Origin of the sequence: Frondihabitans sp. PhB161, assembly GCF_003814635.1 — a bacterium.
Lineage (GTDB): Bacteria > Actinomycetota > Actinomycetes > Actinomycetales > Microbacteriaceae > Frondihabitans.
Window position 1 is genome coordinate 63401 of sequence record NZ_RKQW01000002.1, and the last position, 12266, is coordinate 75666.

A 12266-nucleotide genomic window follows, 5' to 3' on the forward strand; every position below is an offset into this window, starting at 1 on the left:
GGCCGGATCCTCATCCCATCCGGCTCAGGCCGCGGGCAGCCGCCGAGACGGTCCGAGCTGGCGCGTACGCCGCGTCAGGGCCCACGAACCGGCGGCGATCAGCAGCGGCATGGCGATCGCGGTCAGTGCGAGTTGCAGCCACGGCGGCGAGAATGGGATGTAACCGCTGGTTACGCCCTCGGCGCGCAGGCTCAGCGCGAAGGCGGGCACGAGGCCGAGCCCCGCACCGATCAGGGCACCGAGGCCCGCGATGATGATCGCCTGCCAGAAGCCGAAGCCCCGGCGGAGGGCCGGACCGGCTCCGATCGACGCCAGGATCTCGTCGTCGCGCCGAGAATCGGCTCGCGCCAGCGAGAGGGCGACGCCGGACGAGACGAGCGCAATGATGGTCGTCAGCCCGACCAGTGCCCACGACCAGGTGGCCGCATAGAGGTCGGGGCCGCTCTCAATGCTCCACCCGAAATCGCTGTCGACGAGGAGCAGCGATGCGGAGAAGGCGTCCGTCTGGGCGGCGGTCGGCGGGGTGGCGAGCTGCGCCATGACCGAGGTGGGCTCGAACGGCACGCCGAGCTTCTTCGCCGTCGATGGGCTCATGAAGGTGCCAAAGGCGAAGTCATGGTCGGGCTGCTGGACGGTGGCAGCCACGCTCACGGACCGGATGGGTTTCTGCGGTTGGCCGTCTGCGCCACTCGCCGCCGGCACGGTGTCGATGATGACCTTGCCGTCCGAGACATACTGCGGGTAGAGCGACACGACGCCACCCGATGCCAGCGTGGCCTTCGACCTAGCCGAGACCTTCTCACCGAGGATGAGCGCCAGGTCGGCCGATGAGCCGACCACGATCGAATTCTCGGTGCTGTCTGCGGAGAGGAAGTAGGGGCGGCCCGTGGGGATCGCGTGCCGCGGCACCGCGTAACTCGAAACGGCTGTCTCGCCCAGCGAACCGAAGGAGGGTGTGCTGGAGATAACTCGCGCCCGTGCACCCGGGAACGACCGGTCGATCGCGTCCGCTACGCCGTCCGGCGAGCTGAACGTCGAGGTTCCGTCTTCGGAGGTCTTCATCAGCCCCACTGACAGGCTGTTCTCGGGCCCCTGCCAGTAGTGACCACGGATCGACAGCGCCTGCCCGCCCGACAGCAGGCACATCGCGAACACGGCGACGAAGACCGTGCTCATGATGGCGGCGAGCGCCGGGACCGTCCGGCTCGGGTTGCGGGAGGCGTCGCGCGAGCCGATCCTCGCGGCGGTCCCGACCCGTGCCAGGAACGTCGTCACCCAGCGCAGGATCAGCGGCGTGATCATGAGCGCGCCGATCTGCATGACGACGGGACCGATCACCAGCAGGACGATGCCGGCCGTCATCATGTGGTCGTTTTGCTGCGCGGCCTGGTTGGTACCGATGACGACGAGGCCGCCCATGAGCGCAACGACGGAGCCGCCAGCGAGCACGAAGAGCCCGATCAGGGGGCGCCGGAGCGTGACCTTCGGCGGGCGACGAGCGCCCCGGAGAGCCGCGACGACGTCGACCTTCGAGGCGGCCCGAGCCGGAACGGCCGCGGCGAGCCAGCCCGAGACGGTCGACGCGAGCACGATGAGCACCAGCACGAGCGGATCGACGTGAAACCCCGGGTAGCTGGCCTGAACACCGTGGCTGATCAGAGGGATGCCGATTGCGGCCGCCGCGATTCCGAGGGCGACGCCGACGACACCGCCGAGGAACCCGAGCAGGATGCCCTCGATCGACATGACGGCGAAGACCGTCCGCCTCTCCGCGCCCACGCTCGACAGGATGGCGAATTCGCGCTGCCGAGCTCGAGCACCGACCGCGAAGGCGGCTCCGGCCAGAAGGCAGACCTCGAACAGTCCGAACGCGCCGAGCAGGGCGATGAAGACGATCGTGATGAAGTTGCCACCGCTGCCGCTGTCGAGCAGTCGCGGTGCCACCGACGCCGGTGGCGGATCGAGGATGATGCTCCGCGACAGGGCGGTGGCCCCCTGGGCGTTGAGCTTTCTGATCTGCGACCACGACAGATCGACATCGGGAAGGTAGAACGTGGTCTGGGTCAGAGCCTTTTGACCGCTTATGCCGTCGAAGAGGCCGGGAGTTCCGTAGAGCTGGACCCCGTCGGTGCCGAGCTGGGCATCGCGCAGGGTGCCGACGACCGTGTACGCGCCTTTGACCGGCCTAGTGACGGTAGCCGTGCCGCCGGGCGAGATCCCCAGCCGGTCGAGGGTCGCCGGGCTGACCATGATCTCGTTCTTCGCGGTCGGACGCCGACCGTCGACGAGGTCGTAGCGACCGGCGAGCGAAGGATCCCACGCCTCGCCCTGGATGGCGGGGAGCGATGCGAGCCCGGTCTTCGTCTCGACGATGGCGTCGGCGTACCGGGTCGAGACGGTGCGCGTGCCGGCCGGCAAGATCTGACTCGGCGTCAGGAGGTCGGAATCGCTGGATTCCGCCGATCCGGCCGAGCCATCCGACGTGTCGTCGGTACTCCCGGTGACCTGATTGTCCACGGGATCCTGGGTGAGCTGGGGATCGGGAGCGGAGACGATCGACATGCTGGTGCCCGCCTGGCCGAGCTTCAGCCGGACCGTCTCGGCGGGCGTGGCCTCGCGACTCGCCTCGACCGTGTCGATCGCCGTCAGCCCAAGGATCGGGATCGCGATGAGAAGCATCACCAGGATGCTGCGCCCGGGAGTCCGCAGGAGCATGCGGCGCGCCATCCGGGAGGCGGGACCGAGGCCCCCGCGACTCGATTCGGTGAGAGCCGCACCGGAAGCGGTGTCGCTCATCGCCCGACCCCGTCGAGCAGAGCCGTGATCGGGGTGGGCTGGGCGTCGTCGACGATTCGGCCGTCGCGGAGGAACACGATCCGGTCGGCCCACGCGGCATGCCGGGCATCGTGGGTGACGAGGATGCCCCCGGCACCGGCATCGACGCGCGACCGAAGCATGCGAAGGACCGCCTCGCCGGTCGTCGAGTCGAGGGCGCCGGTCGGCTCGTCGGCGAGCACTAGCGAGCGTCCTCCGACGACGGCACGGGCGATGGCGACCCGCTGCTGCTGGCCTCCCGAGAGGTCGGAGGGGTACCGATCGGCGCGATCGGCGAGCCCGACGACGGCGAGGGCGTCGAGAGCCGGTCGCTTGGCTCGCCGCAGCGGGAGCCCGTCGAGCTCCAACGGCAGCGAGACGTTCTCGAGCGCGGTCAGCGATGGGATGAGATTGAAATCCTGGAACACGAAACCGAGACTGCGGCGGCGGAGCGTGGCGATCTGCCGGGCGCTGAGCTGGCTCAGATAGTGCCCCTCGACCACGACCTCGCCGCTGGTGGGCGTGCGGAGGCCCCCGGCGACCGTGAGGAGGGTGGATTTGCCGGATCCTGACGCCCCCATGACGGCGACGAGCTCGCCGCGCGAGACCGTCAGATCGACTCCCGTGAGCGCCGTCACACTCGTCTCGCCGTGACCATACTGCACCGAAACGCCGTCGAGCCGGAGCAGTTCGTCGCCCATCACTCGCCCGCCTCCGTCGCGACTCGCGCCGGTCGCCCGCGTCGAACCGGGGTGTCGTCGATCGGCACGGGAACCGCGACACCCGACGCGACGGCCTCGACGAGCCGGGTCTCGGAGTGGTCGAGCCAGCGGATCTCGGCCTCGGCCTGGAAGATCATCGAGTCGGCGACGAGCTGCCACGCCAGGTCTTCGGCGCTCGCCGCCTCACCGCCGGCGAGCTTGGTGCGGGTGAGCTCTTGCAAGGTGCGGAGGGTCGCGGATCGCTGCGTCTGGATCATGCGGACGATGTCGACTCCCGGGAGCGTGACGGCGATCGCGAGCTTCATGGCGAGCTCGTCGCGCGCGGCAGCTGTCGGACGCGCCACCGGCGAGGTGAGCCACGCCCCCACCTCCGCTCGGCCGGACGTCGTGATGGCGTAGTAGATGTGCTCGCTGTCGCCGGAGTCGTCACGGGTGATGAGCCCGTCTCGCTCGAGACGGTCGAGGGTCGAGTAGATCTGACCGATGTTGAGGGGCCACGTCGAGCCGGTGCGGCGCTCGAACTCGGACCGCAGCTGGTAGCCGTAGCAAGGTCCCTGGTCGAGGATCGCGAGAAAACTCTGACGAATGGACATGGACGGACTCCCCTGGTCGACGGTGATCTGCGCCCACCGGCAGCGGCGTGATCGGCTGTTCCGGTAAAGCAGTTCCGAGTATTGCATACCCGGTACTGTCACGCGATGGTCTATGCGCATGCATGGGTGGACAGAGGGTTCTTCCAGGCGTTTCGGCGGACTACCCCAGAATCGGTCCGCATACTCGCCGCTTCGCCCGCGGCCGATCCGCTCCGACGCCGGGCGAACATTCCGTCACCGGACCGCCATCCGCCCGACCCGTGCATCGAGCCGCAGCTCGAGCCGAGAGGGCACGGCCCTGTCGCCCGTCCTCCCGCCGCGCCGCAGAGCCCGACGTCGCCCTGCCTTCGTCGAGATGGCGAGAGCCGGTCGAGCCATTGGACCGATTTGCCCGTCAGCACCACACCCCTGCCCGAAACCCGACACTCCCTCGGGGCCAAGCGCCGCCGAGTACGCCGCATCCGTCTCGCCGGCCTCACCGGAACCGTCGCGACCGCCGCCGTGCTCTGCACCGGCCTCGTCACGGGAGTGGCATCAGGATCCGCCTTCGGCCTGCCGACCGCCGCGGGCACGCCGAGCGCCCTCACGACGGCCCTCGACGTCGTCGCTCCCGGTCAGACGGCGACGGCGAAGTCCGACTTCACCGTCACCGATGCATCGGGTGACCGCGTCTCGGTGCACGCGGGGTCGGCTGTAAGCCGTTCCACCGCGAACACCGTCGCCACGATCGCCCTGGCCTCCGGCAAACACGCCGCAGCCGAGGCGAGCGGCAAAGTCAACGCGTCCGAGCTGCAGACGTCGCTCGCGTCGCTCGCCGGTTACCAGAAGCTCGACGCCGACACGGTCCTCGCCCGGGCCGACGCCACGCAGGATGCCGCCGCCGACGTCACGACCGCGACGGAGAAGGTCGAGAAGCGGGCAGCCGCCAAGGCCGCCGCCGCCCGGAAGGCGGCGCAAGCGGCCGCAGCGAAGGCGAAACAGGAGAAGGCCGACGCCATCCGCCAAGCCGCCGCGAACACCCCCGCCGGGGCGAAAGCAACCGCCCAAGCACTCATGTCGAGCCAGTACGGCTGGGGCTCCGACCAGTTCTCCTGCCTCGTGTCGCTCTGGACCAAGGAGTCGGGATGGAACTACCAGGCGTACAACGCCTCCGGTGCCACCGGGATCCCGCAGGCGCTCCCCGGCAGCAAGATGGCTAGCGTGTCGTCGGACTGGGCGACCAACGCCACCACCCAGGTGATCTGGGGGCTCGGCTACATCTCGGCGTCGTACGGGACGCCTTGTGCAGCCTGGGCTCACTCGCAGAGCGTCAACTGGTACTGATCGTTGAGACCCGCCCGATCGGCCTAAACACCTCGCCTAGGGCGAGCGTTTGGGCCGGCCGGGCGGGTTTAGGCCGAATGAGCGGGTTCGGCGGGCGGAGCGAAGACGCGCAGAGCAGCCGGCACGACCTCGATCGTCACCGGCAGGGCGCCGATCCGCTCCCCGTCGCCATACGCCACGACGTCACGCGCCGCGATCGACACCCGCCGGGCCCGTGACAACCGCACCCGGGGGTCGTCGCCGTGCGTGCCCTTCGCGACCCGCGGGAACAAGCGCAAGAACCCGACGCGCGACAGCCGCTCGACGATCAGCACGTCGAGGAAACCGTCGTCGATCACGGCGTCGGGCAAGAGAGTGATGCCGCCCCCGACCGAGCGGGCGTTGCCGACTGAGACGAGCGTGCCGGCGACGCGCGAGGCGACCCCGTCGACGACGACGTCGTACTCGACCTGCCGTAACCGCAGAAGCTCCAGCACGAGCGCGAGGTCGTACCGTGCCCGGCCGCGGGGGCGTCGGATCCTATTGGCCCGCTCGTTGACGAACGCGTCGAAACCGGCCGAGACTCCCCCGGCCACCCAGGTGGGCTCGGCGCCGTCGCGCGTCACCCGCAGCAGATCGACGGGGCGCGGCGCCTCGCGAAGCAGCTCGACCAGTCTCTCGATCGCGCGGGCGGGGTCGTCGAAGGGCAGCCCGAGCGCCCGCGCCATGTCGTTGCCCGTCCCCGAGGGCACCAGGCCGAGAGGCACACCCGTCTCGGCGACCAACCCCACACCGAAGCTGACCATGCCGTCGCCGCCGACCACGACGAGTGCGTCGACCGTCGTGGTCTCGAGCTCGGATCGAACCGCCGTCTCGAGGGCCTCCTGCGACTCGCGCTGGAGTGGGACGACGTCGTGCCCGGCCTTCTCGAGCGCCGCGGTCACGGCGGGGCCGACGGGGCGATGCCTGCCGAACGAGGCCGACGGATTGATCGCGACCAGGATGCGAAGGCACGGCGACGTCGGCATAGACCGATCATGGCAGAACCCCGGCGGCTCGGGTCGGCCCTCCGGCGGTACGATCACGCCATGACCGCCGAGCAGGAAGGCTCCGCCGAGGATCCCGACCGCCGCCGCCTGGCCCTCACCGAACTCGCGTTCGCCCCCGGCGCGGACCCACGCGTCGCCGCCGAGGCCGCCGCGGCACTGCGCGAGTACGACGCCGAGCAACGACGGCAGCGCGAGGCCGCCTCACCGTCACCCGCGAGCGCGGCAGACCCGACTCCCCCGGCACCCGACGCACCGGGGGCGGCCGAGCCTGCCCGACCGAAGCGCCGTGCGTGGCTCGCGGCCGGGGTCGCGCTCGCCGCAGCGATTGCCCTCGCCGCGACGATCCACGGCGTGACCGACGCGAATCAGGCGAGTGTCGAGACGAAGCCGTCCCCGTCGGATGCTTCGCCGACCTCGCCCCTACCGTCGGTGCTGTCGAGGGCGCTCGACCGCGCCGAGGTGCCGACCGACGCTTTGCCCGTGGCGATTCGAGGCGAGGTCGATCTGGGGTCGAGCCGCGTGATCTACGACGAGGATCCCTCGCTGTCGGCCACCGCAGACCGCTGGCGGCTCTGGGTCGGGTACGGCGTCGACTCGGCCCAGGTGTGCTTCGTGGCGACCTACGACAACGTCGGCGACGCCGTCTCGTGCGTGCCGAAGCAGCGGGCCCTGGTCGACCGCGTGGTGCTGGTCTCGACGCTGCCCGGCCGACGGTTCGAGATGCTCGCGAACGGTGGCGCAATCGCGGTGCAGGTCGACTGACCCCGAGCGGTCAGCTCGCGTGCAGCGCCGGGACGATCAGGTAGATGCCGAACAGCACACCGAGCGCGCACACGGTGAAGCAGGCGTAGGCACCGACGACCGCGGCACGGGGCCGCCCGTCGACGGCCAGCAGTCGCAGCCCGGACGCATAGATCGTCACGAGCGCACCCGCCGACACCAGCGAGACGAGGGCCACCAGCAGAAATGCTCCCCAGTTGATCATCGGACTTCCTCCTCGGCACCCAGTTCGAACAGCGACGACTCGTCGCTCATACGACGTCGCTCGGCGAGGAGCTCGTCACCGCGTTTCTTGAGCAGGCTGCGGCGCTCGCTCCGCGTCAAGACGGAGTTCATGGCTACGTCGACCTCGAGGGCGTTGGACTGCTCGTGCGGTTTGCGGCGCGAGGCGACGAAGATGCCGACGATGACCCCCGCCCCGAGCACCGCGTCGATGACGAGCCCGACGACGCCGACGCGGGCGATGAGCTCGCACGCTGCGCCGACGAGCCCGGCGGCGGGAAGCGTGATGAACCAGGCGATGACGATCTTGCCCGCGGTGCCCCACTGGATCGTCGAACCGCGACGCCCGAGCCCGGCACCGATGATCGAGCCCGACGACACCTGCGTCGTCGAGAGCGCAAAGCCGAGGTGGCTGGAGGCGAGCACGGTGGCCGCGGTCGATGCCTCGGCCGAGAAGCCCTGGGTCGCCTTGATGTCGGTGAGACCGCCGCCCATGGTCTGGATGATTCGCCAGCCTCCGGTGTAGGTGCCGAGCGCGATGGCCAGAGCGCAGACGAGGATCACCCAGAACGGTGGGTTCGCGCCCGAGCCGAGGAACCCGCCCGCGATCAGAGCGAGGGTGATCACGCCCATCGTCTTCTGGGCGTCGTTGGTGCCGTGTGCCAGCGCCACGAGCGACGAGGTGAAGATCTGCCCGACGCGGAACCCGCCGCGCTGGTTCTTGCCAACCGGGCGACGGGTGATCCGGTACGCGAGGCGGGTGGCGAGGAAGCCGACGAGCCCGGCGACGAGAGGCGCGAGCAGCGCCGGGAGGACGACCTTCGACAGCACGACTCCGAAGTCGACCGAGTTCGTGCCCGCACCGACGAGTGCCGCGCCGATCAGGCCGCCGAAGAGCGCGTGCGACGACGACGACGGCAGACCGCGCAGCCAGGTGATCATGTTCCAGATCACGGCACCGATGAGGCCGGCGAAGATCATCGTCGGGGTGATCTCGACGCCGCCCGGGCCCTCGCGGATGATGCCACCCGAGATGGTCTTCGCGACCTCGGTCGAGAGGAAGGCACCCACCAGGTTCAACAGGGCGGCCACCGTCACGGCGACCCTGGGCCGCATCGCCCCGGTCGCGATCGGTGTCGCCATGGCATTGGCGGTGTCGTGAAAGCCGTTCGTGAAGTCGAAGAAGACGGCCAGAAGAATGACCAGAACGACTATGAGGGTGAGATCCACCGGCCTGACTCTTCCAGTCGGCTGAACGGATTGCAAACGCGCGGTGGACGGCGTGTGAACAACCGCCCGACGGGCGTCGCCGTCAGATATGCGGCACGAAGTCCTGCCACACGCGCCGCCGCTCTCCGCGCGGGTCGAACTCCACCCGATCGACGCGGTCGATGATCAGCGTCCGCCTGCGGAACGGGTCGTACGACGGCCAGTCGGCGATTCCTCCCGTGACGACGAATTCCAGCCACCGCCGCCGCATCCGCGCCGCAGTCGCGAGGAAGGCCCGCCGACCCCCGAGGAGGCTCATCGCCGCGCCGAAGGCCGAGTTCATCCGACCGAAGAGCGCCCACAGCTCCAGACCGTGGAACGCGTCGACGCCCGCGAGACGCAGGATCCGGGGCGCCGCGTCGAAACGGTAGAAGTACACGCGGGCGAACCGGGCGTGCCTCTCCGCCACCTTCACCGACGGGAACCAGAACGAGAAATCGCCCCCGAAGTCGAGGGCGGGACGCCGCGCCGGCAGGCCCGGGTACTGCTTGGTGATGGCCTTGCGCGCCTTCTTGGTCGTGTTGGCAAAGATCGCGCGGATCCTGAGCGGTGTCGTCGCCAGGATGTCGCGCCGCCCCGTGAAGACCGAGCCCTCTCGGTCGTTGGTGCCGATGATCAACGGCACCGGGTGCGCACGCCCGGCCTTGAAAGCGTCGAGGGGGCGCTCGGGCAGGAAGTCGCCGTCGATCACGGGCGACAGGAAGATCGAGCCGGGCTGATCGTCGGGAGCCCGGAGGAACAGCTTCGACGTCGCCCGGACGATGTGGTGAGCGCCGGCCTTCTCGAGCAGGGTGACCGCGTCTTCATGCGAGGTCGACTCGAGGTCGTCGTCGCGCACCTCGCGGCTGAGCAGCTCGAGCAGCTCGCCCGCCCACTTCTCGGTCACCTCGCGGGGGTAGATGGCGTTGGTCGGCGACGACTGCGCGATGGCTCCGGCGAAGAGACCCTTCGCACTCGGCACCGTCATGAGCGTCGTCACCGCGTTGCCGCCCGACGATTCGCCCGAGATCGTCACGCGCTCGGGGTCTCCCCCGAACTCGCGGATGTTTTCGCGGACCCACTCGAGGGCCTTCACCTGGTCGCGGAGGCCGAGGTTGGAGTCGATCGGTCGCTCCTCGGTCGACCAGGCCGTGAGGTCGACGTAGCCGAACCCGCCCAGCCGGTAGTTGAACGAGACGTAGACGATTCCGCCCTCGCGCACGAGCTGCTCGCCCTGCCGCGGAAACTCGCGCGACGATCCCACGGCATACGCGCCACCGTGGATGAACACCAGGACGGGCAGGGAGGCGCCCGCCTCGGATCCTTCGGGGGCGATGACATTGATCGACAGGCAGTCTTCGTCTTGCGGGGTCGTCGCGTCGATTCCCACGAACCGGTCGCGATCCTGCGGGCACGCCGGCCCGAAGTGGCGCGCGTTCCGCACGCCGCGCCAGGGCGCAGGATCCGACGGGGCCCGGTACCGCAGGGAGCCCACGGGTGCCGCCGCGTACGGGATTCCCCGCCACGCCCTGATTCCGCGCTCGGCCACACCGAGCACCTCGCCTGAGGTCGTCCGCCTTCGCATCACCCCCGCATGCTACGAAACCCGGATGAACCCCGAGCACAGGCGGAGCCTGGGTGCCACCTGGCAGAATGGAACTCCTGCGCTCACTGCACGATGGACGGAACCCACGTGGAACTTCTCGAACTCCTTCTCATCCTCGCGGGGTCTCTGACGATCACGGCGTTCGCACGCTGGCGCGGTCTGCCCGCTCCCCTGCTCGTGGTCGCCGTCGCACTGCTCGTCTCGTTCATCCCCGGGCTTCCCGACATCGAGATCGACTCGGAGGTGATCCTGACGATCATCCTTCCGCCGCTGCTCTACTCGGCCTCGCTCGACGTGTCGTTCCAGAACTTCCGCCAGAGTCTCGTGCAGATCCGCCGTCTCGGCATCTTCCTGGTCATCGTGACCGCGCTCGTCGTCGGCTGGATCGCCTACGTGCTGATCCCCGACATGACTCTGCCCGCGGCGATCCTCGTGGGGGCCGTCGTCGCCCCGCCCGACGCCGTGTCAGCCGCCTCGATCGGCCGCAAGCTCGGCCTGCCCCGCAAGATGATGGCCGTCATCTCGGGCGAGAGCCTCATCAACGACGCCGCCTCGCTCACCCTGGTCAAGGTGTTCCTCGCCATCGTCGGCGGCGCGGCGCTCACCATCTGGCAAGACCTCGGCATCTTCGGGCTGGCGATCGGCGTCGGTGTCGCGGTCGGCCTCGTGCTCGGCATCGTCGCCCACTACCTCCGCATGCACGTCAAAGACCCGGTGGTCGAGATCGTGATCGGCCTGATCCTGCCGTTCCTCGCCTACATCTCGGCAGAGCAGTTGCAGGGCTCCGGCGTGCTCGCGGTCGTCGCCGCCGGGCTCTACGTGGGCTACAACTCGCCGAAATCGGGCTACGCCTCACGCCTGCAGGAGCGACCCATCTGGGCGGCGGCCGACGTCACGCTCGAGGGTTTCGTCTTCGCGCTGATCGGACTGCAGCTCAGCACGGTCGTGAACGACGTCACCGAGAGCGGCCGCAGTCTGGGCCAGAGCGTGGGAGTCGCCTTCATCGTGCTCGGGGTGGTGATCGTGGTGAGACCCATCTTCATCTTCGTCACCTACTACTGGTCGCGCGGCATCAAGTTGATCGTGCATGCGCGCTTCCGGCGGTTCCGACGAGCTCGCGTCCGGCGCATGATCTGGGGGAGGCGAGATCCGAAGCTGTCGTGGCAGCAGCTGCTCGTGCTCTCGTGGACAGGCATGCGCGGCGTGGTGACCCTCGCGGCGGCCGTCTCGATCCCCGTCATCACCGAGAGCCGTGTCGAGGTGCCCGCCCGTGACGTGATGTTCCTCATCGCGTTCGTCGTGACCGTGGGCACACTGCTGCTGCAGGGGCTTACCCTGCCCTGGGTGATCCGCCGACTCGGTGTTCAAGATCTCACGCAGGCCGAACGCGACGTCCAGGCCGAGCTCAAGCTGGTCTCCAACAGCACTCAGGAGGCCGTCGACTACCTCGACACCCGACGCGACGCCTGGGCGAAAGAGTGGGGCGACGAGTCGATCGACCGGGGCATCACCATCCTCAAGGAGCGCCTGCAGCGGCAGGACGCCGCCTTCCGGCAGGGCCTCCGCGAAGATAGCGACGCCGAATCGGACGAGCAGGATCCCGCGGCCGAGTCGATCGAGCCCGCTTCGCCCGAGCGCGGGGCCGACATGCGATCCACACCGCACGTCGTGATCCCCGACATCACGCCCGATCCGACGCTGGCCCGGCCCGCCCGCAACAACGCCCGCGCCCTCGCCAGCATTCGGCGGGAGCTGCTGCAGAAACGGCGTGAGGTCGTGCTGCGCGAGCGAGACAACGGCAACCTCGACGAGGAGGTCATGCGCCGAGTGCTGCTCGGACTCGACGCCGAAGAGCTCGCCATGGACACGTCGGCGGTGTCGCGCACGAGGTCGTAGGCGTCGTCAACGAGGTCGACGGCGTCGCGCCGGG

The 12266-nt window shown here is 69.4% G+C and carries 10 protein-coding genes; 3 read left to right on the plus strand and 7 right to left on the minus strand.

What is annotated here, in order from left to right; genetic code table 11:
- Positions 1–24: 24 nt before the first annotated feature.
- From EDF39_RS09060 to EDF39_RS09070, 3 genes are read right to left on the minus strand one after another with little or no spacing between them, the layout of a single operon-like run.
- Complete coding sequence (locus EDF39_RS09060; protein WP_123942494.1) at positions 25–2796, minus strand: ABC transporter permease; 2772 nt, start codon at positions 2794–2796, stop codon at positions 25–27.
- A complete protein-coding gene (locus EDF39_RS09065; RefSeq protein ID WP_123942496.1) occupies positions 2793–3515 on the minus strand; it encodes an ABC transporter ATP-binding protein in 723 nt (240 codons plus the stop codon). The genes EDF39_RS09060 and EDF39_RS09065 overlap by 4 nt, the downstream gene beginning before the upstream one ends.
- A complete protein-coding gene (locus tag EDF39_RS09070) occupies positions 3515–4129 on the minus strand; it encodes a PadR family transcriptional regulator (RefSeq protein WP_123942498.1) in 615 nt (204 codons plus the stop codon). Before EDF39_RS09070 ends, EDF39_RS09065 begins: the two co-directional genes overlap by 1 nt.
- Positions 4130–4516: 387 nt before the next feature.
- Between EDF39_RS09070 and EDF39_RS09075 the strand changes: the two genes are divergently transcribed.
- Positions 4517–5452 carry a phospholipase gene (locus tag EDF39_RS09075; protein ID WP_233573099.1) on the plus strand — a complete coding sequence of 312 codons (936 nt, stop codon included), beginning with the start codon at positions 4517–4519 and terminating at the stop codon, positions 5450–5452.
- 68 nt (positions 5453–5520) lie between these two features.
- Here EDF39_RS09075 and EDF39_RS09080 read toward each other — a convergent pair whose 3' ends face one another.
- On the minus strand, positions 5521–6459 hold the full coding sequence (locus EDF39_RS09080) for a diacylglycerol kinase family protein (RefSeq protein WP_123942500.1): 939 nt from the start codon (positions 6457–6459) through the stop codon (positions 5521–5523).
- Positions 6460–6519: 60 nt separating this feature from the next.
- Here EDF39_RS09080 and EDF39_RS09085 point away from each other — a divergent pair, with 60 nt between their 5' ends.
- Positions 6520–7242, plus strand: a complete 723-nt coding sequence (locus EDF39_RS09085; protein ID WP_123942502.1) for a hypothetical protein — start codon at positions 6520–6522, stop codon at positions 7240–7242.
- Positions 7243–7252: 10 nt separating this feature from the next.
- On the opposite strand, the gene EDF39_RS09090 is transcribed toward EDF39_RS09085, so the two are convergent.
- The 3 genes from EDF39_RS09090 to EDF39_RS09100 form a co-directional block, all read right to left on the minus strand.
- Complete coding sequence (locus EDF39_RS09090; protein WP_055962610.1) at positions 7253–7465, minus strand: hypothetical protein; 213 nt, start codon at positions 7463–7465, stop codon at positions 7253–7255.
- Complete coding sequence (locus EDF39_RS09095; protein ID WP_123942504.1) at positions 7462–8712, minus strand: inorganic phosphate transporter; 1251 nt, start codon at positions 8710–8712, stop codon at positions 7462–7464. Before EDF39_RS09095 ends, EDF39_RS09090 begins: the two co-directional genes overlap by 4 nt.
- 82 nt (positions 8713–8794) lie before the next feature.
- Positions 8795–10315: a carboxylesterase/lipase family protein gene (locus EDF39_RS09100; protein WP_123943384.1), complete on the minus strand. Its 1521-nt coding sequence runs from the start codon at positions 10313–10315 to the stop codon at positions 8795–8797.
- Between the two features lie 108 nt (positions 10316–10423).
- On the opposite strand from EDF39_RS09100, the gene EDF39_RS09105 reads away from it, so the two are divergent.
- Positions 10424–12232, plus strand: coding sequence for a sodium:proton antiporter (locus tag EDF39_RS09105; protein WP_123942506.1), 1809 nt, complete (start codon positions 10424–10426; stop codon positions 12230–12232).
- The last annotated feature ends 34 nt before the right edge of the window (positions 12233–12266 follow it).